The sequence below is a fragment of the Paenibacillus sambharensis genome, assembly GCF_003233845.1.
GTDB lineage: Bacteria > Bacillota > Bacilli > Paenibacillales > Paenibacillaceae > Paenibacillus_I > Paenibacillus_I sambharensis.
This window is the reverse complement of record NZ_QKRB01000053.1, coordinates 294390-315573: the sequence shown is the minus strand read 5'-3', so window position 1 is coordinate 315573 and position 21184 is coordinate 294390. Positions and strand designations below refer to the sequence as shown.

General features: G+C 51.8%; 16 protein-coding genes. 15 read left to right on the top strand and 1 reads right to left on the bottom strand.

Features of this window, described 5'->3' with window-relative positions; translation table 11 throughout:
* Positions 1–45 precede the first annotated feature (45 nt).
* A protein-coding gene (locus DNH61_RS19030) for an IS3 family transposase (protein WP_111145361.1) occupies positions 46–1601 on the bottom strand; the annotation gives its coding sequence in 2 pieces (ribosomal slippage) (positions 46–971 and positions 971–1601; 1557 coding nt in all).
* A 610-nt stretch (positions 1602–2211) separates the two neighbouring features.
* On the opposite strand from DNH61_RS19030, the gene DNH61_RS19025 reads away from it, so the two are divergent.
* From DNH61_RS19025 to DNH61_RS18955, 15 genes are all read left to right on the top strand, one after another.
* Positions 2212–5346: an endo-1,4-beta-xylanase gene (locus tag DNH61_RS19025; protein ID WP_111148310.1), complete on the top strand. Its 3135-nt coding sequence runs from the start codon at positions 2212–2214 to the stop codon at positions 5344–5346.
* A 138-nt stretch (positions 5347–5484) separates the two neighbouring features.
* Positions 5485–7068, top strand: a complete 1584-nt coding sequence (locus DNH61_RS19020) for a response regulator transcription factor (protein ID WP_111148308.1) — start codon at positions 5485–5487, stop codon at positions 7066–7068.
* A gap of 24 nt (positions 7069–7092) precedes the next feature.
* Positions 7093–8841: a sensor histidine kinase gene (locus DNH61_RS19015; protein ID WP_111148306.1), complete on the top strand. Its 1749-nt coding sequence runs from the start codon at positions 7093–7095 to the stop codon at positions 8839–8841.
* 141 nt (positions 8842–8982) lie between these two features.
* A complete protein-coding gene (locus DNH61_RS19010) occupies positions 8983–10683 on the top strand; it encodes an ABC transporter substrate-binding protein (RefSeq protein ID WP_111148304.1) in 1701 nt (566 codons plus the stop codon).
* A 169-nt stretch (positions 10684–10852) separates the two neighbouring features.
* Complete coding sequence (locus tag DNH61_RS19005; protein ID WP_425452279.1) at positions 10853–11812, top strand: ABC transporter permease; 960 nt, start codon at positions 10853–10855, stop codon at positions 11810–11812.
* Positions 11813–11888: 76 nt separating this feature from the next.
* Entirely contained in the window at positions 11889–12812 is a 924-nt protein-coding gene (locus DNH61_RS19000) for a carbohydrate ABC transporter permease (RefSeq protein ID WP_111148300.1), read from the top strand.
* A gap of 124 nt (positions 12813–12936) precedes the next feature.
* Positions 12937–15018, top strand: coding sequence for an alpha-glucuronidase family glycosyl hydrolase (locus DNH61_RS18995; RefSeq protein ID WP_111148298.1), 2082 nt, complete (start codon positions 12937–12939; stop codon positions 15016–15018).
* A gap of 96 nt (positions 15019–15114) precedes the next feature.
* Positions 15115–16134 carry an endo-1,4-beta-xylanase gene (locus DNH61_RS18990; protein ID WP_111148296.1) on the top strand — a complete coding sequence of 340 codons (1020 nt, stop codon included), beginning with the start codon at positions 15115–15117 and terminating at the stop codon, positions 16132–16134.
* Positions 16135–16309: 175 nt separating this feature from the next.
* Positions 16310–16897: a hypothetical protein gene (locus tag DNH61_RS18985; RefSeq protein WP_111148294.1), complete on the top strand. Its 588-nt coding sequence runs from the start codon at positions 16310–16312 to the stop codon at positions 16895–16897.
* A gap of 198 nt (positions 16898–17095) precedes the next feature.
* Positions 17096–17383 carry a hypothetical protein gene (locus tag DNH61_RS18980; RefSeq protein WP_111148292.1) on the top strand — a complete coding sequence of 96 codons (288 nt, stop codon included), beginning with the start codon at positions 17096–17098 and terminating at the stop codon, positions 17381–17383.
* A gap of 125 nt (positions 17384–17508) precedes the next feature.
* The gene (locus tag DNH61_RS18975) at positions 17509–18498 is read left to right on the top strand and encodes a BtrH N-terminal domain-containing protein (protein ID WP_181438783.1); all 990 of its coding nucleotides are present in this window, start codon (positions 17509–17511) and stop codon (positions 18496–18498) included.
* 153 nt (positions 18499–18651) lie between these two features.
* Positions 18652–19458: a DUF3891 family protein gene (locus DNH61_RS18970; RefSeq protein WP_245948252.1), complete on the top strand. Its 807-nt coding sequence runs from the start codon at positions 18652–18654 to the stop codon at positions 19456–19458.
* On the top strand, positions 19448–20062 hold the full coding sequence (locus DNH61_RS18965; RefSeq protein ID WP_111148286.1) for a cyclase family protein: 615 nt from the start codon (positions 19448–19450) through the stop codon (positions 20060–20062). The genes DNH61_RS18970 and DNH61_RS18965 overlap by 11 nt, the downstream gene beginning before the upstream one ends.
* Before the next feature lie 91 nt (positions 20063–20153).
* On the top strand, positions 20154–20612 hold the full coding sequence (locus DNH61_RS18960; protein ID WP_111148284.1) for a DUF6376 family protein: 459 nt from the start codon (positions 20154–20156) through the stop codon (positions 20610–20612).
* A gap of 196 nt (positions 20613–20808) precedes the next feature.
* Positions 20809–21051 carry a hypothetical protein gene (locus DNH61_RS18955; protein ID WP_111148282.1) on the top strand — a complete coding sequence of 81 codons (243 nt, stop codon included), beginning with the start codon at positions 20809–20811 and terminating at the stop codon, positions 21049–21051.
* Positions 21052–21184: the final 133 nt, after the last annotated feature.

Here is a 21184-nt window from a genome sequence, read left to right as displayed (position 1 = left end):
TGAACTGCACCCCGTCAAGTAGACAGTACAAAAAATAAAAGTTAGTTAAACGGCCTTCGTCCTGAATTCTATGGGGCTGAGGCCGTTTAGTTTTGCCTGTAACCGTTCATTATTGTAAAAGTGAATGTAGTCATCGATATCCTTCTTTAGTTCCTCATATGTGCGGTAGGTATGCAAATAATACTTCTCACATTTTAGGGTTCCCCAGAAAGACTCCATCGGACCGTTATCAATGCAACGGCCCACTCGGGACATACTCTGCGTCATATTAGCCTTGTCCAGCATTTCTTTGAACCTCAGTGACGTGTACTGGTAGCCACGGTCGCTATGAATTAAAGGCTTGCTATTAGGGGCTGCCTGTAAAGCCAAATCCAACGTTTGAAAGACGAGAGGATTATTATTCGAGTGACCAAGTACATAAGAAACAATCGATTTATCATGAAGATCGAGGATGGCACTTAAATAAGCCTTCTGGCTATTGCCATACTTAAACTCCGTGACATCTGTAACCCACTTTTCATTCGGCGCTTCCGCTTGGAACTTGCGGTTAAGCACGTTCTCAGCTACCTGCTGCGGCGTAGAACGCTCATACTTCTTTTTCTTTCTGCGGATGACGGACTGGATTCTCTTAATCCTCATCAGTCTTTGCACTCGCTTATGATTAATCGGATGTTGCCATTCTCGGCGCATATGTAACGTTAATTGCCGGTAACCAAAGGTGCCCTCAACTTTCTCGTACATGGACATCATCATCTCTGTCAGCTTTCTATTCTCCAGCTCACGTGAGCTAGGTGTTCGATTAAGCCACTTGTAATAGCTCGACCTCGGAATCCCAGCAACGCCGCATAAAAGCTGTATGGTCATTGACTCTGTGCGCTGGACAGCTTGAATGGCAAGGTAGATGTTCTCTTGCCGATGTTGGCTTAGGGACACCTCCTTTCGAACTCCTGTAACTTTTTTAAGAAAGCATTCTCCGCCCGGAGTCGCTCGATTTCGTACTCCAGTTTCTTCATCGCGTACTTTTGTTCATCGACTTCCGTTAACTCTTCAGGCGCCTTGGCACGCCCTCTACCATCCTGTAAAGCATCCTGTCCGCCTTCTGCATACTTTCTCACCCATCCGTATACTTGCTGGTAAGAAACCTGGAATTGCATTGCTGTCTTCGTGTAGTCTTGTCCATTCGCAAGGCAATATAGGACGATGTCGATCCTCTCTTGCCATGTTGTCTTACGTCCCTTGGTCATAGCTGTTGTTCCCCCTGTACAGGCTTTTAAGCTGCTATGACCAGTATACTTCTTAATCCAATTGAAGAGCAGCGCTCGACAAGCGATCCCGTACTTATCGATGACTTGGTTCTGTGACAATTTCCCCTCCAAGTAATCCTTAACCGCTTGATGCTTCAGCTCTTCGGAATAACTACGGTTGTGTTTACGGACCTCTAGTCCCTCAGTACCATACAACCGATAACGACGTTGCCAATTCGCAAGCGTAGACATGGCAATGCCATACTTCTTAACAGTTGCCCTCACTCCAATATGACCAGCTTCGATCTCTTGAAGGATTGCCAATTTTTCTAAAGCGTTCAGTTTATTTCTAGGCATGAAAAATGCTCCCTATACAGTAAACAGGTTTTTATTTTTCACCTGTCTACCGTATGGGGAGCATATCAGAAACGATCCCTGCGCCGCCATTTCTGACTTTTGATTCAATGCCGTATGATCTTATTCATATGGGAGAAGCAGTAATTATAGCTCGGGTCATTGGTCTGCAAGGCTAACGAATCTCACACACGTTAATACTCCAAATTCGCAGTTTGATCAACTGTAACGAATCTCAGCCGTCCAATTAAGCAGTTTTCGCCAATTTCCTTGAATAATTAGGACATTAGCGACGCTCAGATTCGTAACAGGAGAGAATCGGCCATTTGAAGGCTAATAGCGATTGTGAGATTCGTTAGCGAATTTATAAGGACTGCTGAATTCAACGTGAGGTTGCATGAGCAGCGGTTGCCTGTCCATCTATAAACCAGCAGGAATTCCTATAATCTTCAAAGTAAATTGTAAAGATTATAGGGTAGGGCGGACCAGGGGGAACGCATACAATTGTAAATGTAAGCGATTCCAAATTATATAGGCCAGGCTGTATCTTAAGCAAGCACAGGCACGGCATGGAATCGCTGCATCATTCCATTCCTTAAAAGGGGGTTGTGTAATGTTAAGATCCAAGGTGCTGCAGACAGCGGCAGCGGGTCTGCTGCTCGTGAGTCTGCTGCTGCCGATGGGCGGACAGCTGGCTTCAGAGGTGAAGGCGGCTGAAGGGGAGGCGCTCACCTATAACTTCGATGACGGCACGGTTCAGGGCTGGAGCCCGCGCGGCGGCGTGACGCTCAGTGCTACAAGCGAGAGCGCAGTCTCTGGTGAATACAGCCTGAAGACGACAGGACGAACGGCAGCCTGGAATGGGCCAAGTCTGAATGTGAAGAGTCTGCTGCAGCCCGGAGCGTCCTATGAAATATCCGCTTCCGTCAAGCTGCCCGAGAAGGCGGCAGGCGCAGCGGCCAGCACCGTGAAGCTGACCATGCAGGAGGACCCGGCGGGCGGGACGACCGCTTACCCGAATATTGTGTCGGCTGCCATAACGGATAACGGCTGGGTGCAGCTAAAGGGCACCTATTCATACAGTACGACAATGGATGGCTTGACACTCTATGTGGAGAGCTCAGGGGAACAGGATGTTATTCTCTTGGACGATGTGGTCATTCGCGCTGCCGTGCAGCCGCCGGCCGATCAGTCCGGCATCGCAACCGGCTTTGAGGATGGCACCGCCCAGGGCTGGTCGCCTCGTATGGGCAGTGAAACCCTCACAGTGTCGGATGCCGATGCGAAGAGCGGAACCTACAGCCTGCTGACAACAGGACGAACCGAGACCTACTCAGGTCCAAGCCTCAGCCTATCCGGCAAGATGCATGAGCAGAGCAAATACAAGCTGTCGGTATGGGTCAAGCTTGCTCCTGGCGAGAGCCCGGCTGACCTTAGGCTCAGTATCCAGCGGGGCTACGAGGGGACGAACAGCTATGACACCGTAGTTGGCAATACACCTGTAACTTCAGGGGAGTGGGTGAGACTGACTGGCGATTATCAGCTGCGGAATAAGGCGGATTCATTGTCGGTCTACGTGGAATCAGGAAGCGGCGCATCGTCCTTTTACCTGGATGATTTCACGCTTGCCTATATCCCGCCAGTTGGCATTGAGCAGGATATCCCATCCCTGCATGAAGCGCTGGCCGGGCAGTTCAAATATGGTATCGGTGCCGCGCTTGAGCCGTTCGAGCTTGAGGGACAGCATGGCGAGCTGCTGAAGAAGCACTTCAACACTGTCGTAGCGGGCAATGTGATGAAGCCGGATTACCTGCAGAAGCAGGAAGGCATATTCACCTTCGAGCGTGCGGATGCGATTGTAGAATTCGCTAAGGCGAACGGCATGTCAGTCCGCGGGCATACGCTTGTGTGGCACAGCCAGACGCCGGACTGGTTCTTCAAGGACCCGGAAGGCAAGGAGATGGTGGGTGAGACCGATCCAGTGAAGCGGCAGGCGAACAAGGAGCTGCTGCTGAAGCGGATGGAGACGCATATCAAGACGGTCGTCGAGCATTTTGGCACAGATGTGTATGCCTATGATGTCGTGAATGAGGTTATCTCGGATTCCAGCGGACTGCGAAGCAGCAAGTGGTATCAGATCTGCGGAGTAGATTATATCAAGGAAGCATTCCGCTATGCCCGCAAGTATGCGCCGGAAGGCACGCTGCTGTACATTAACGACTATAATACGCATTCCCCGCGCAAGGCGCAGGACTTGTACAATCTGGTTAAGGAGCTGCTGGCGGATGGTGTTCCGGTCGATGGCGTTGGGCACCAGACCCATATCCGCATTGATTCACCATCACTGAAGCAGATTACGGATTCGATCGAGATGTTCGGCAAGCTGGGCCTCGACAATCAGATTACCGAGCTTGATGTGTCGGTCTACAGCAACGATACGGATAAATACGAGACGGTTCCGGAGGAGCTGCTGCTGCAGCAGGGCTACCGGTACGGTGAGCTGATGCAGGAGTTCATCCGGCTGAAGCCTTATATCAGCTCTGTTATATTCTGGGGGATGGCAGATGACAACACGTGGCTCAAAAACTTCCCGATCGCCCGTCTTGATCTGCCGCTTCTCTTCGACGAGCAGCTGCAGTCCAAGCCGGCATTCTGGGCCATCGTTGATCCATCGAGACTTCCTGCCCGTTACGAAAGCCATGACGCCGCCTTTGGAACCGCCAAGGTGGATCAGAAGGAGGAGCTGCTCTGGCAGGCGCAGAAGGCTGTCCTCCTCAGTTCGGGGACGATCAGCGCTTCGTTCAAAACGTTGTGGGATGCCAAGAGGCTCTATGTTCTGGCGGATGTGAACGACAGCACGCGTAATCCGAATGACCGGGTGGAGCTGTTCTTGGATGATAACAACGGCCGAACGGCGGTTTATGAGGCGGACGACAAGCATTATACGCTGCCCCGTTCCAGGAAATCCGTCTCCGGCGTGTTCTACAATGTGAAGGAGCGCTCCGGCGGCTACCGGCTTGAAGCCTCAATCCCAATTACCGCAGCGATGGAAAACGGGCTCAAAGGCTTCGATATCCGGATTACGGATGCGGATACGACCGGGGCGCAAATGTCCTGGAGCGATACGACCGGCAATCAGCAGCTGGATACATCCCGGTTCGGCGAGCTTAAGCTGGTCAAGGCTGTATCGATTCATAAGGCGGTCAAAGGCAAGCCTGTGATTGACGGTGCTGAGGACAAAGGGTGGAGCAAAGCGTCTGAGCTGTCGACGGATGTCCAGGTGCAGGGAACAGGCGGCGCTGCTGCGAAGGTCAAGGTCATGTGGGATGAGAATTATCTATACGTGCTGGCCAAGGTCAATGACCGGCTGCTCAGCGATGCGGGCGCGAATGCACACGAGCAGGACTCGGTAGAAATTTTCCTCGACGCAAACAACGGTAAGAGCAGTGAATATGAGCCGGATGATGGCCAGTTCCGCATTAACTTCCAGAACGTTCGTTCCTTCGGCGGGAATGCTGCGGAGGAACAGATTCAGTCGGCAGTCAAGCTTGTCGAGGGCGGCTATGTGGTGGAGGCGGCGATCAAGCTGCCTGATTCCAAGCCATGCCGGGTGATCGGCTTCGATCTTCAAGTCAACAATGATGAAGATGGGGATGGCAAACGGGATACCGTAAGGATCTGGAATGATCCGACAGGCGATTCCTACCGGAGTACGGCGAAATTCGGGGCTGTTCAACTGACTAACTAAAGACTGTTGTGGGTGACTAAATCAAGACCGTTGCCGGCTGAATGCCGGACAGCGGTCTTTGCCATGAAATAACCAATTATTGGTGCTGTGCCCAGTGCGAACATATTTTATAATGAAGGCGAGCGGGGAGGAGAAGCCATGTATAAAGTACTGCTGGTGGACGACGAGATGTTTGTCCGAAAAGGACTGTTGAATCTGATTGATTGGGAAGCGCTTGGCTATGAAATATGCGGGGAGGCGGACAATGGTGAAGAGGCGCTGGCCTTAATGGATGAATGCCAGCCGGATCTCGTGGTGACCGATATCCGGATGCCTGTACTGGATGGTCTCGGCCTGATTGCGGCTGTAGTGAATCAGCGCCAGTGGAATCCGGCTTTCATTATCGTAAGCGGTTACCACGACTTCAAGTACGCCCAGCAGGCGCTCCGTTACGGGGTGAATGATTATATCCTGAAGCCGATTGACGAGGAAGAGCTCACCGCTACGCTGCGCAAGCTAGCCAGTGTCTTGGGCATGCGCAAGCTCGCCACCCTGGCTGGCGGCAGTCATGTAACCGCCTCCATTATGGAGGCGCTCCTCCACGGCAGCTGCCAGGAGCGCGATATAAGCCAGTATGCAGCTGCGATCGGGCTGCCTCAGGAGTCCCGGTTTGTCTATGTGCTTGCGGAGCTGCACCCGGCAGTGCCCGATCAGGCGCCGGAATGGTCGGCGAAGGATGTTGTATGCGCCCTGCAGCCGCTGGCGGACCGTTCTGACAGCCGCATACCGATGTACGAGCAGAGCCCCGGCATGTACGGCGTGCTGCTGGATCTGCGCAGGCTTGCCGCTGAGCAGGGCGACCTGTCGGCCATGTCTGTCTATCAGTCGCTTCGGTGGGCATTGTCCAAGGTTAAGGATGCCGCTGTGACCTTGTATGTCGGCCAGACGGTGAACCGGCTTCAGGATGTGAAGGAGTCTTACCAGAGCGCCAACGAGGCGCTGTCCTATGAATTTGCCGAGGATGGGAGGGATATCATCCTGATCGACGATGTCCGGGGCACACCGCTGTATTATTTCGACATGGCGCAGGAGCTGTATGCCTCGCTGCTGGAGCAGCTGGAGGAGAATGACGAGAAGGCTTATACAGCATCCATTGACAAGCTGTTTGCGGTTTTCCGGGAGCAGCGTTTTGCGCCAAATGCGGTCACCAATGCCATTACCCGCTGCGTGATTGGGGTGATTAACATCATCCGCAAGATGGACGGAGATGAGAACGAGCTGCAATCCCTTCCGGCTATGCTGGACTGGCAGAGCAGACATGTTCGGCTGGAAGGGCTGAGGCAGCTGATGACGGCGTTTGCCGCGGAAGCGGCCGGATTGATCTTGCGGCTTCGCGGGGAGCAGGCCAAGGGCGGCATCGAGAAGATCCGCAAATATATTGAAGCGAATTACAGGGAAAACCTGAATCTCAAATCAATCGCCTCGATATTCTATATGAATCCGGTGTATCTCGGGCAGCTGTTCCGAAAGACGTATGGCGTATATTTCAACGACTTCCTTCTGGGGCTGCGGGTGAAGGAAGCGAAGCAGCTGCTGCGTCAGACTGACCTGCGCATGTACGAGATTGCCGAGAAGGTAGGCTTTGCCAATGCGGATTATTTTGTCACTCAATTCGAGAAGCTGGAGCATATGACACCAACGGACTACCGCAATAAGCTGCGGGGCAGAACAGGCAAACCCTAGAACAGGAACAGGTGGCGGTTACAGATGGGCAGGTTCAATTTTAAAAAGTTCAGTCTTAATCATGTCAAGCTGCGGGATAAGCTGCTGCTGATGTACATGCTGTCGGTATTTATCCCGATTGTACTAACGAATGTAATCTTCTATCAGGTTACGACAAGCAATATCAAGAACCAGAAAACCCGCGATGCGGATATTGCAATCGAACAGCTGCAGCGGGAGCTGAGGGCTGTGATCGACGAGGCGGCTGGCATTTCGTACCTGTATTACATTGATCCGATCTTAAATGATAATTTGGATCGTACCTTCACATCTGAATTTGAATATGTGGAGGCTTATAACACACAGCTGCGGGCTGTGTTTAATAAATCTGAGAATGCCTACAAGACAATCCGCGGTACTATGATCTATACGGATAATCCGACTATTATGGCCTCTGGGCCATTCCAGCCGCTGACTCCACTTGTGAAGGACACGGAGTGGTACAAGATGTTTTCCCGCAAAACAGCTTCACACCCGGTACTGATTCAGAGTGGTGGTTTATTCAGCATGATGCAGCGGCTGGAGTTCAAGAAGGCAGGTGTCTATACCAGCTTTATTCGAATCGAACTGAACATGGACACGATCCGCCAGCTGTTTGAGAATACAAGCTTCCAAGGGAAACTGTATTTCACTGGTCAGGATGGTACCGTTTACTATACGAATGATAAGGATGTCGATTGGCACAGCGGCAGCACGGAGCTGCGGGAGGTTAAGGTGCCGGATAAGTCCATCGAGTTTACGAAGGTGTATGTCAATAACAATTACCTTAACGGGTGGAGTCTGCATGGTCTGATGGACGAGCGGGTTATGCTGGAGGATGTCTATAAATCAGGTACCTTCGTGATATACCTGGCCTGTATTAACTTCCTGCTTCCTTCACTGATTATCGCCGGCATCTCGAGGTCGATTCACGTACGGCTGGTCCGGATTCTACGGTATATGAAGCGGGTCAAGCATCAGCATTTCGAGACGATACCCGAGGAGGATTCCAAGGATGAAATCGGACAGCTGACATTTGCCTTCAACCGGATGACCGAGACCATCAATAGTTTGATTAATGATGTCTATGTGGCAGATATTCAGAAGAAGGACCTGGAGATCAAGCAGAGGCAGGCACAGCTCCACGCTCTGCACAGCCAGATCAATCCGCACTTTTTGTTTAACGCCCTGGAGACAATCCGAATGAGGAGCTTGATCAAGGGGGAGTCCGAGACAGCAAAAATCGTGCACCATATGGCCAAAATTTTCCGGAAATCGATATCGTGGAGCCGGGATTGGGTGACGGTACAGGAAGAGCTGGAGCTGATCGAATGCTTCCTTGAAATACAGAAATACCGGTTTGGCGACAAGCTGGAGTATCAGCTAACGGTTGAGGACGCGGTCCGGGAACAGCATATCCCGAAGATGGTGTTCCTGTCCTTCGTGGAGAATGCCAGCATTCACGGGATCGAAGGCTCGCCGGGTATAGGATTGATTACGCTGCAGATTGGCATTGCGGAAGGCATGCTGGTATTCAGGCTCAGGGACAACGGTCTCGGCATGACGGAGAAGAAGCTGGCCGAGGTGCTTGAATACTTACAGCGCGATGATCAGATGGGTGACCATGTCGGAATGAAGAACGCGTACTACCGGCTTAAGCTGTGCTTCAAGGAGTCGTTTGATTTTCGCATAGAGAGCGAGCTGGGCAGCGGAACGACCGTTGAAATCCGGCTGCCGCTCAGGGAGCCGACTTAATGGGTTTTGTTGGAGGATCTGTTTTAACTATGCTTTTCAAAGTAGGAGCTAAAGTTTGACGGGTAATCAAGTAATCGTTTTCATTCTATAATGAAAGTGCTTACATTATAGAAGCGATTTTTGAAAGGGGCAGATCAAGAGATGAGGAAGAGAAAATGGCTCGGCACCGCGCTAGCAGCAGTGCTTGCAGTTACTATGATCGGCTGCAGCAACGGGGCAGGGGACAATAGCCCTCCAGGAAGTAATAGTGGCAGCTCAACTTCAGATGCTACTGGATCGAATGATGGCAGCAAGGACCCAGTCACCTATACGTATTACAGCTTTGCAAGTGGCAAGGATGTTTTGGCAAGCGATACCGTCATCGGTAAGAAGCTGCAGGAGCAGACAGGTGTTGACTGGAAGATGGAATTTCTGGTCGGGGACAGCAAAACCAAGTCAGGCGTAATGATTGCAAGCGGAGACTACCCGGATATTATTGATGCGGGCGGTGAAATCGATAAGCTGCTGGATGCAGGCTCATTTATAGAGCTGGATGAACTGATTGAAGAGCATGGGCCAAACATTAAGCGGGTTTATGGGCCATACATGGATAAATTCCGTCAAGCAGACGGAAAGATCTATCATCTGCCCTACTCGGCTGACATCGGGTATATTCCGGAACCGGGCATCGGGCAAGGAGCATTCTGGATTCAGCGGTCGGTGCTGAAGGAATTCAACTATCCGAAAATCAAGACGCTGGATGAGTATTTCGATCTGATCAAGCAGTATAAGGAGAAGTATCCTAAGGTGGACGGCAAGGAGACAATCGGCTTCGTATCGTTCGCGGGTGTGTCGGATAATTTCTTCACGCTGTCCAACCCGGCGATGCATTTGGCTGGATATCCGAATGACGGTGACGTCATTGTCGATATGGAGACGCAGGAAGCGAAGGTCTATCAGGCTGGGGAGCATGAGAAGCGCTGGATGAAGAAGCTGAATGAAATCAATGCGGAAGGCCTGTTCGATGCCGAATCCTTCGTCATGAACAAGGACCAGTATCTGGCCAAGCTGACATCGGGCCGTGTGCTGGGTTACTTTAACTACGCTTGGCAGGTTGGCGATGCAACGAACAACCTGAAGCTTGCGGGCATTGACGAGAAGCGCTATGCGCCGCTGCCGATCGTGTTTGATGAGGGTATCAAGGATCAGTACATTGACCCGCCGGCATTCGTCAATAACCGCGGTATCGGTATTTCGGTCAGTGCGAAGGATCCGGTCCGGATCATTCAATACTTCGATAACCTGTTGAAGGAAGAGAACCAAATCCTGGTTCAGTGGGGCGTCGAGGGTGAGACATACAGTGTTGATGAGAACGGACGTTACTACATGAATGAGCAGCAGCTGCGAGACCGCAATGATCCTGATTTCAAGCGTTCCTACGGCTTCCAATATTTTGAGTACAGCTGGCCTCGTTACGGCAGTGCCTCTGTTCTGGCGAACGGCAATGCATACGCAGTGGGCAATCAGCCTGAGGTTGCGGCAGCAGACTATACGGAAGGCGACAAGAAAATCCTTGAAGCGTTCGGGGCAAAAACGTTCTCCGGTTACTTCTCGGAGCCTGATGAGCGCCCATGGTTCCCTGCATGGAGTATTAATAAAGGGCAGGGTACACCGGAGCAAATCTTCGGCCAGAAGGCAAGCGACCTGCAGAAGAAATACCTGCCTCGCCTGATTTTGGCGGCACCGGGCGAGTTTGAAGCCATCTGGAATGAATATGTAGGAGAATTCCAGAAGCTCGACTACAAGGGCTATGAGGAATTTGTTACGAAGATTGTACAGGATCGTGCAGCAGGCAACTGGTAATTCGGCATCACGCCGGGTATCGCAGCTAAAGTAAGAGGAACGGCACGGCCGTTCCGGGCTGCGGCTATGGTTACGGGAGGCCGGATATGCAACAGCATTCCGGCCTCCCGCCATTTGGATGGAGTAAGGCTTAAAGGGAAAGGAGAACTCCCAGATGGAGAGAACTGCAATGAATACGGCACCTGCACCGGTTAAGCAGCCGGCGAAACAGGATACCGGCCTGCGGTTATTTTTCAAAAGGCTGGTTCAGCAGCGTATGCTGGTGCTGATGTCGGTACCATTCCTGCTGTGGTTATTTCTATTCAAGTATGTGCCCCTGTGGGGCTGGACAATCGCGTTTCAGAAGTACAGACCTGCCAAGGATTTCAGTGATCAGGAATGGGTAGGCTGGACGAACTTTAAATTTCTGTTTCAGGACGACACCTTCTACCAGGTTCTTCGCAACACACTTGTCATGAGCTCGATTAAGCTCGTGCTTGGATTCTTTACGGCCATCACGCTGGCCATCCTGCTTAACGAGCTGCGAAATCTTGTATTTAAAAGGTTTGTACAGACCATCAGTTATCTGCCGCATTTTATTTCCTGGGTCGTAGCAGCGAGCATTATCTCGACTGCGCTGGCGCCGGAAGGCATTGTAAACATTCTGCTTACCAAATTAAATCTGATTGATCAGCCGATTCTATGGCTCGGCAAGGGTGAATATTTCTGGGGCATTCTGGGCGCTTCCGAGGTATGGAAGGATGTTGGCTGGAACACCATCGTCTATCTTGCGGCCATTACAACCATTGATCCGTCACAGTATGAAGCTGCCGAAATTGACGGTGCAAGCCGTTTCCAGCGTATCCTGCACATTACGCTTCCAGGCCTGAAGCCGGTAATCATCATTTTGCTGATCATGAACCTTGGGCATATTCTGGAGGCGGGATTCGAGCCGCAATACCTGCTTGGCAACGGTATGACGGTCGATTATTCCGACAACCTTGATATATTCGTGCTGAAATACGGGATGAATCTGGGCAACTATTCACTCGCAACCGCTGCGGGCATATTCAAGACGGTTGTCAGCTTCGTCTTCCTGCTGTCGGCCAACTATATTGCGAAGCGGATGGGAGAGAGCAGGCTGTTCTAAGCGTGATCTCCCGTCTGGAAGCTGCCGGCCGGAGCGGCCGGCACAGCCAGATTCTAACCTGTAAGGAGGCTATGCGATGAGTGATTTGAGTTCGTCCCGGAAACGGTACAACAGCTGGTCCGACAAAATTTTCGACACGTGCAATATTATCTTCATGCTTGTACTCGTCGTTGTAACGCTGTACCCGTTCATTAATATGTTTGCCCTGTCCTTCAATAATGCGAATGATTCAATCCGCGGCGGCATTTATCTATGGCCGAGGGAATGGACATGGGAGAATTATGCGTATATTTTCAATGAATCATCCATCTATCATGCGACGCTGATTTCGGCGTTTCGTACCATTCTAGGGACCATCATCTCGGTATTCTGTACGGCCATGCTGGCCTACACGGTCAGCCGCCAGGAGTTCGTGCTGCGGAAGTTCGTCACGATTGCCTTTGTATTTACGATGTATTTCAGCGGCGGGCTGATTCCGACTTACCTGCTGATCCGGGAGCTTGACTTGATCAACTCGTTCTGGGTGTATATTTTCCCCGGCATCATCGGTGTGTTCAATATGATCGTTGTGCGCTCCTTTATCGAGGGGCTGCCGGATGGAATTCTGGAATCGGCCAAAATCGATGGGGCAGGGGAGTTTACAACCTTCGTCCGGATTGTTCTACCGCTGACGGTTCCAGCGCTTGCTACCATATCGTTGTTCGTGGCGGTCGGCCAATGGAACTCATGGTTTGATGTGTTCCTGTATAACTCATCACGCCTAGACTTGAGTACCCTGCAGTATGAGCTGATGAAGATTCTTTCTACCTCGAACACGGCAGCCAACTCTATGACTGCGGCGGATCAGTTCGCAGCCGGCCAGAGCGGGCAGACCATGGTGACGCCAACATCAATCCGGGCTACGATGACAATCATCGCAAGCCTTCCGATCATCATGGTGTATCCGTTCCTGCAGAAGTATTTTGTGAAGGGAATGACGGTTGGCGGCGTAAAGGGCTAATGCTTAACTTAATCAGACAGCATGCCTGGGGGATTAACGAAATCGTCCGGCCTGCTTCATGGCCTTCCGATGCTGCTGCGTCGGAAGGCCTGAGGTTTGTCAGCGAATATAGGGAGGTAATCAGATGACGGTGACTGGATTAGGTTATAAAGCTTGGCTGGGCGGCGGAGATGCGGGCACAGCCGCCCGCCTGACAGCAGAGCGTTACCGCAGCTGGCTGAAACGGATTGCCGTTACCGGTGCTGCAACGGGCTATGGGCCTCTGGAGACGGCAGTTCAGGAGCTTGTTAACGGATTGGAAGCGCTGCTTGGATGGCAGCCCTCAATCGTTGCAGAGACAGAGCAGGCGGGTGGCTGTGTGCTGGTCGGGACAGCCGGGAGCTCGTCCGTCATTGATGAGGTGCTGGCTGATGGTGTCCGTGCCGAAGGCTACCGGATTCGTACCCGTTCGGGAGATAAGGACCAGCCATGCATCATTGTGGCGGGAGGAGATGAACGGGGTGCCCTGTATGGCGTCTTTCATTTGCTCCGTCTGCTCCGGACGGGCGCTGATCTTGCAAGCCTGAATATAATGGAGAATCCGGCGTGCAGGCTGCGGATGATCAACCATTGGGACAATATGGACGGAAGCATTGAACGGGGCTATGCCGGACGGTCGATTTTCTTCCGGGACGGCGAGGTGCTTGCGGATTCGAAGCGTATCACTGACTATGCCCGTCTGATGGCCTCTGTGGGCATTAACGGCATAGCCATTAATAACGTTAATGTGCATGAGCTGGAGACGCTGCTGATCACCGAGCGCTACCTGCCGCAGGTGGCCCGTATTGCGGATGTTTTCCGAGCTTATGGGATCACGCTGTACCTCAGCATTAATTACAGCAGTCCTATGCAGCTTGGCGGTCTTCCGACAGCCGATCCGCTGGATGAATCGGTACGGGCCTGGTGGCGGAGCAAGATGACAGATATCTACCACCATATCCCAGACTTTGGCGGGGTGGTCGTCAAGGCCGATTCGGAGAACCGGCCGGGTCCTTTTACATACGGGCGTGACCATGCGGACGGAGCGAACATGCTGGCTGAAGCGCTGGAGCCGTTCGGCGGGCTGGTGCTTTGGCGGTGCTTCGTCTACAACTGCCATCAGGACTGGCGGGACCGGTCAACGGACCGCGCGCGCGCGGCTTATGATCATTTCAAGCCGCTGGACGGCAGGTTTAAGGATAATGTTATTTTGCAGATCAAGAACGGACCAATGGACTTTCAGGTGCGCGAGCCGGTATCGCCGCTGATCGGCGCGATGGAGCGTACGAACCAGATGGTCGAGTTTCAGATTACGCAGGAATACACCGGCCAGCAGCGGGATGTGTGCTACCTGGTGCCGCAGTGGAAGGGGGTGCTGGACTTTGACACCCGCTGCAGCGGTGAGGGAAGCACAGTGAAACGGATTGCAGCAGGAGAGGTTCATCCTTACAGGTACAGCGGCATTACGGCGGTGACCAGCATCGGGGATGATTCGAACTGGACGGGGCATCACTTGGCAGCCGCGAATCTGTACGGTTACGGGCGGCTGATATGGAATCCGGAGCTGTCCGCCGAGGAGATTGCTTCCGAGTGGCTGATGATGACCTTTGGTGTGAGTGAAGAAGACCCGGCAGGAGCCGTTATTACTCGGATACTGCATGAGTCCTGGCATACCTATGAGCACTATACAGCGCCGCTCGGCGTCGGCTGGATGGTGACGCCGCATTATCACTATGGCGTTGACGTGGACGGTTACGAATATTCCAAGTGGGGCACGTATCATTTTGCCGACCGGGACGGAATCGGCGTGGACCGGACGCAGGCGACAGGCACGGGGTATACAGCGCAGTATCGGCCTGAGGTGGGGCAGCGCTACGAGCAGCTGGAGAGCTGTCCGGATGAGCTGCTGCTGTTCTTCCATCATGTCCCTTACACGCATGTTCTGAAATCCGGCAAGACGGTTATTCAGCATATTTATGACACGCATTTTGCCGGAGTGGAGCAGGTGGAGAAATGGATCGGTGACTGGCGGCAGCTGGAGGGACAGGTGGATGCCGAGCGTCATGCGCAGATTAGTGAGCGGCTGCAGATGCAGCTGGATAATGCCCGGCAGTGGCGTGATGTAATCAATACTTACTTCTACCGCAAGTCCGGCATTCCGGATGAGCATGGACGGCTGATTTACTAGCCCTGTACCGTCAGCACGGCAGGCGGGCAGATGGACGGGCAGACAGACAACAGCAGTATGGATCAGGAATTATTTTATGGGTGAGGGGTGCAGACATTGGCTGAAGCGGATAAAGCAGTAACGAATGTGCCGTCGCTTGGCGCACGGTACCGGGATTATTTTGACATCGGTGCGGCAGTTAACCTGAAGACGATTGAATCACAGCAAGGGGTGCTCTCGCGGCATTACAACAGCATCACGGCCGAGAACGATATGAAGTTTGAACGGCTGCAGCCGGAAGAGGGACGCTATACGTTCGAAGCAGCGGACCGGATTGCGGCGTTTGCCGATGAGCATAGCATGAAGCTGCGCGGGCACACGCTTGTCTGGCATAATCAGACACCGCAATGGGTGTTTGAGGGCAGGGACGGACAGCCGGCTGACCGGGAGCTGCTGCTGTCGAGGATGAAATCCCATATTGATACAGTTGTCGGCCGCTACAAGGGACGCGCATATGCCTGGGATGTCGTCAACGAGGTCATCGAGGATAAGAGCGATATCTGGCTGCGCAGTTCGCCGTGGCTGGATATTGCGGGCGAGGATTTCATCGCGGAGGCCTTCCGCTACGCCCATGAGGCGGACCCTGCAGCGATACTCTTCTATAACGACTACAACGAGTCCGACCCGGTTAAACGGGACAAAATCATTCGTCTGCTCCGCTCCTTGAAGGAGAAGGACGTACCGGTGCACGGCATGGGCATGCAGGGCCACTGGAATTTGAACGGCCCGGGCCTGGATGAGATTCGGGCAGCTATCGAAGGCTATGCCTCGCTTGGGCTGCAGGTGCAGATTACAGAGCTGGACATTTCGGTCTTTGATTTCGAAGACAGGCGCACTGATCTTGTGAGGCCGACGGCCGAAATGGAGGAGAAGCAGGCCGAGCGTTACGACGCGGTATTCCGTATGCTGCGCGAATACAGGGACGTAATCACAGCCGTGACCTTCTGGGGTGCCGCGGATGACTATACGTGGCTGGATGATTTTCCGGTACGGGGACGCAAGAACTGGCCGTTCGTATTCGACGAGAAGCATGAGCCCAAGCCGTCGTTCCAGAGGATTACGGACTGGCAAGCATAAGCTTTACAGAATGGAGCCCATCTCTATCAGGGCTCTATTTTTGTGTTGTCAGACACTTCCGCGTTTTACTGCAGACGAGAGATCAAGATACGACGAGAAACACCACCCGTACAGAGGTTACAGTAAGACTATCTATTAGTGAACAGACTCCAACGGACGGAGAGGGGTGTCGGCATTGCGCCAGTTTAAATGTCTCGATTTGACCGGCTGCATGAATAATCGGGGGATAACGACCATCGACAAACGGGATAAAGGAGAGATTAACGCATCGGGCTGCTCTTTTCCGGCAGAAGAGCTGCCGCTGGGTGAAGTGTTTGTTGTGGATGATGTTCCATTCTTAATGGGCAGAGGGGGGGACTTCGATAATGTGGTGCCCGAAGGGCAAATCATTGAATTTCCGGAATCCGAGCTTGCGGTGATCCATGTCCTGGGGGCAAGCAACGACGGCAATATGATGGAGCCCCTCGCGCTGCTTAGACATCGGGAATGGATTCATGAGGAGCCGCTGCGTTTATCCTACTTTATCCCGCAGACCCCTTTCGCGACCAACAGAGCAGCTATTACAATGAGCTGTCTGCACAGCAATGGAGGACCTTTGCCGCAGTACAAGCCGATACTCTGGTATGAAGCCGTGGCCGTTGAACTGCCCTGCGCGGTTGACGGAATGAAACTGGCGGATAATCTCTGCATGCATATATTCGCGATAACAATTGAAGAGAGGCAGCGCGCTGACAGGCAGTCCGACTCGGGAATTATGGAGTAATTAAGCGGCAGACATCCCTGCAATAAGCAGAGTGACTATAGTGTCAATATGAGAAGATGAATGGGCAGGCCAGGCCACCCTATTACAGGAGGGAGGATAGCCCAACTGCGTCAAATCCAGCCGTATTACGCCGTCGCCTGGTTCTGTTCATGTGTTTCGGTCTAAGCTGTATATTACAATGAGGAGGTTGATTTTTGTATGAAAAAAGTGGTGTATTCTGTTGTGGTTGCTACAGCTGTACTCGCATCTCCTGTAGTTGGACAAGCACTGCCTGCTGCGGCTTCGTCCACGGCAGGTATGACATCCTATTCCGTAACTGACACAGGGGCAGCGCAAGCCTCGTTCTCCTGGATCAACAGCCAGACTGCAGCCAAGACAGCCGCTCCTTCTCTTGAAAAAGACAGACTCCAAATGAATTCGCTATATGATGGAGGCTGGGGCGGAGGAATAGGATCAGGCGGAGGATTTAGCAAAGCGATGGCATAAGCTTAACACCATCCATGGGACGGGGGAGATAAGCATATTGCTTGTCTCTCCTTCTTATATTAGAGCATTCCAAAAGCGTCATAGCAGTGAAGGAGCAAGGCATGAAGTGCTGGGAGGGGAATGAAATGGATTTTACATTATATAGCGAAACACGCTTTAATTGTTTTCATGTATGTGTAGCAGCGGCACTTCTCCGAAAGAATGCGGATACGGTTCCCCTGTTCACGCAGTCTGGATATCTCGTAACCAAAATAGATGACGGAGTTGTAATTAATCCTTACTATAAGGATATTGACCAAGTTATAAGGGAACGGACCTATATGAACCTTGAAACGGGCAGATGGAACAACAAGGAGGATTATAAGGCTGCGATTCTGGAATACCTGGACGAGAATCAATCGGTGATCATGGAAGCCGATCTCTACTATCTTCCATTTAGCCCTTACAAGGAACAGCTGCACGCGAATCATTGTATTGAATTGATTGGCTACAAGAATAAGGAATTCGAATATTGCGATCACTATTATAACTGTCATGGAATGCTATCCCTGCAAGAGATGAGCCAAGTTATCGAGTATTCCATGGGGAGTTTGTTGGGAGGGCAGCTGCACACCCATTACCTTCGGCCGCGCAATCTCCATAACCAGACGGTGAATGTGCCTATAGCTTTGGAGCAAGTACTCCTTGATAATGTAAAAGCTATGCTGGACCAGGACATGCCTTCCATTCCGGGTTCAGTGAGAGGGCTGCCGGCAGTCAGTGTCACACAGGACATTATCCGCGAAATCGGGCAAATCGGGGATCCGGCCTTACGGTCAAAGCTCCTGAAACGTTTTGCTGATGAGCTTCGAGAGGTTTCTCATACCCGATATCACTTACAACGGTACTTGGTTTCTGTGGGAGAGCAGCGCTTAGCTGATGCTTATGCAGCTGCAGAGCAGAGCTGGATGGTTATTGCCAACCTTATATTTAAATCTTATCTCTCGGATTACAACAGTACGTATGAAGAACGCGTTCTATCCAGGCTGGAGCGGGTTCTTGAACAGGAAACCTACAGCATAACATTAATACAAGCGCTTCTCGGCCACAGCCCTGGCAGCAGTACACAGCTGTAAATCCCTACTTGGAAAATACGAATCGTTATGGGTGCATACACCATAGCGATCTTTTTTTATATAGAAGCTTCCTGCCTGTATGCCGCGCTTAGTTTGACAATCTGTGTTATCTTAAAAATAGAAGTTCTTGTCAGTAACCAAGGGGGTGTGTCTGTGATTATTCGGGAGACGAACCACGGTTTTATACTGATTGCCCAGCATGACCACGGTCAATTGTCAGGGCAGATTGCGCGGCATTTCCGGCCAGCATACATTATGAATCAAGCGTTTACAGAAGATGTGCTAGCGGCCATAACGGAGCATGACAGAAGCTGGATTGCGCTGGACAGCGTACCGATCTGGAACGATAAGAATAGGGCGCCCTATTCTTTTCTTGATTATCCGCTGCAGCCGAAGGTCGTTCTCTACCGCTATGGGATCGACCAGATTGAACAGATGAATCCTTATGCGGCCCTGTTGTGCAGCCTGCACTATGCTTCCTTCCGGGTCTTTCACAATACGGAAGACGAATTTTGCCTCGCCTTTTATGAGCATGAGACCAGAAGGCAGGAGAGGCTAAGGGCGCAGCTGTCCCCGTTGGACAGCAGGATGGTGGAGAGTCACTTTCGCATGCTGCAGTTATGTGACGACCTGTCCTTATACGTTTGTCTGAACGAGGCGGGTGCTGATAAGAAGCACGAGCATCCGTGGTATCGGTCAGGCTTTGCGGGCTCGGAGCCCTTCAGTCCGGACGGCAAAGGGCAGCTGTCTGCTGTCTGGCTGAACCAGGAGGACATTGCCGTGACCCCATTCCCTTTCACAGCCAATTTTACCGCAAGCTTGCGCTATAAATTCGTCACTAAGGAACTGATTTGCGAAACAGGTATTCATGAAGCTTATACACAGACAGAGTGGTCCTGGCAGACGGTTAGATTTGCCGCGGCAGGACCGCAGGAGGAGAGTAACAACGATGCTGATTGACTTAACTCATCTCATTCAGGATGATATGCCTGTTTACCCGGGGGACAACCGGACTGAATTTCGTCAGACCAGGCATCTGAGCAAGGACCATTATACGAATCATCAGCTGTCGGTCAATATGCATGCCGGAACCCATATAGACGGGCCTATGCACCTGCTTGATACGGATAAACGGCTGAGTGATTTCCCGCTTGATACTTTCATTGGCGCAGGCTGCGTGCTGGATGTAACAGGGGAAGCGGTCATTGATTATAAGGCGGAATACGAAGAGGCCATCCCCGAGCATGTGATCGTGCTGTTTCATACCGGCTACAGCAGACGCTTTGGGCAGGAGGAATATTTTACGGATTATCCCGTGCTGACGGAGAAGCTGGCCGAGCTGCTTGTGCGCAAGCAGGTGAAGATGGTGGGCCTCGACACACCTTCGCCCGACAAGTACCCGTTCCATGTTCATAAGCTGCTGTTTCGAAGCGGCATTCTTATCGCTGAAAATCTCACCAATCTTGGCAGACTGCCCGCCTCCGCAAGCTTTGAAGTGATTGCACTGCCCCTGCACATCGGCGCCGATTCATCGGTTGCCCGAGTTGTTGCCCGCGTTCTGTAGTCCCGGTGTTCTAGAATAACGAAACCTCGTCTAAGCTTAAAGAGTAGTATAGGGTAAGGATCGGGTTTCACAACAATAGGAGGCTGGTGGAATGAACGCATTCATACGTCCCTTGATGGCTGTGCTCTTGCTGCTCGGAGGGCTGGTTGCCTCGGGCTGTTCGCTGATTGAAAAGGTAGACCAGTCGCTGGATTATGTTAATGAGGCAACTTCATATGTGACGGACGCGGCTGCATTTGCTGAGTCGCTTCCCTACAGGGCCGAGCAGGCACTGCTGGACCCTGCGGCAAGAGATGAGCTACAGCGGTCCTTTGAGGATATGAAGAATGACATAATTCAGTTTAACGACCTATCGGCACCTGCCTTTGCGGAGAATGTTCATGATAAGCTGATGAGCTACAATGCAACGCTGCTTGCCGAGGTTAACACATATCTGGAGCAGCTGGAGAAGAACACCATTAACCTGGGTGATTTGCAGAATTCGCCTATGGCGCAGACGCTGAACGAAATTACAGGTACGCTTGACCAGCTTAAGCAGCTGGGACAGTAGAAGAGCGGGAAGGCCCGTCTGATGGGATGCATAAAAGATGGAGGCTGCCGGTGTGACTGGTGGCCTTTCCTTCGTTGAATGGGAAGGATGTTTTGTGAAGGTTACATATGGTGATGTATATTACTATATACAACCATATATGGATGATAGGTTGTAAATTCGCTGGAGGTGCATCAAAATTCTTGGGGCCAGAATCATGTTTATCCTGTCCGCAATCTTCCTAGGTTTGTACACGATGAACATTAATATCGGAATAACCAACAGTACGCTGTATGCCTTGTTCATGGCGGGATTCTGTCTTGCTTTCGTGTTTACTCTGGTAGGCAAGAGGACGAGAGAAACCCTGCTGATCCGCTGGTTATCCGCTGTGACGGTCGGTTTGTTTATTCTGTATCCTCTGCTTGTCGGACTGATGTGGTCGGCGGCTGGCAAGCCATAGTATAGGGCTGCCGAACCTTGTTCCTATGCTGATTCCTCTCCTAAACATTGCCCCGGCTATGCCATCTTTGATAGGATAATATAATGGTGTAAGTTTCTGTCGACTTGGAATACATAATCGATGCACACGCTTA

What these genes read in the sequence shown, in the direction of transcription:
- DNH61_RS19025 (WP_111148310.1), top strand. Translation starts at nt 2,212, where the DNA reads ATGTTAAGATCCAAGGTGCTGCAGACAGCGGCAGCGGGTCTGCTGCTC.
- DNH61_RS19020 (WP_111148308.1), top strand. Translation starts at nt 5,485, where the DNA reads ATGTATAAAGTACTGCTGGTGGACGACGAGATGTTTGTCCGAAAAGGA.
- DNH61_RS19015 (WP_111148306.1), top strand. Translation starts at nt 7,093, where the DNA reads ATGGGCAGGTTCAATTTTAAAAAGTTCAGTCTTAATCATGTCAAGCTG.
- DNH61_RS19010 (WP_111148304.1), top strand. Translation starts at nt 8,983, where the DNA reads ATGAGGAAGAGAAAATGGCTCGGCACCGCGCTAGCAGCAGTGCTTGCA.
- DNH61_RS19005 (WP_425452279.1), top strand. Translation starts at nt 10,853, where the DNA reads ATGAATACGGCACCTGCACCGGTTAAGCAGCCGGCGAAACAGGATACC.
- DNH61_RS19000 (WP_111148300.1), top strand. Translation starts at nt 11,889, where the DNA reads ATGAGTGATTTGAGTTCGTCCCGGAAACGGTACAACAGCTGGTCCGAC.
- DNH61_RS18995 (WP_111148298.1), top strand. Translation starts at nt 12,937, where the DNA reads ATGACGGTGACTGGATTAGGTTATAAAGCTTGGCTGGGCGGCGGAGAT.
- DNH61_RS18980 (WP_111148292.1), top strand. Translation starts at nt 17,096, where the DNA reads ATGAAAAAAGTGGTGTATTCTGTTGTGGTTGCTACAGCTGTACTCGCA.
- DNH61_RS18975 (WP_181438783.1), top strand. Translation starts at nt 17,509, where the DNA reads ATGGATTTTACATTATATAGCGAAACACGCTTTAATTGTTTTCATGTA.
- DNH61_RS18965 (WP_111148286.1), top strand. Translation starts at nt 19,448, where the DNA reads ATGCTGATTGACTTAACTCATCTCATTCAGGATGATATGCCTGTTTAC.
- DNH61_RS18960 (WP_111148284.1), top strand. Translation starts at nt 20,154, where the DNA reads ATGAACGCATTCATACGTCCCTTGATGGCTGTGCTCTTGCTGCTCGGA.
- DNH61_RS18955 (WP_111148282.1), top strand. Translation starts at nt 20,809, where the DNA reads ATGTTTATCCTGTCCGCAATCTTCCTAGGTTTGTACACGATGAACATT.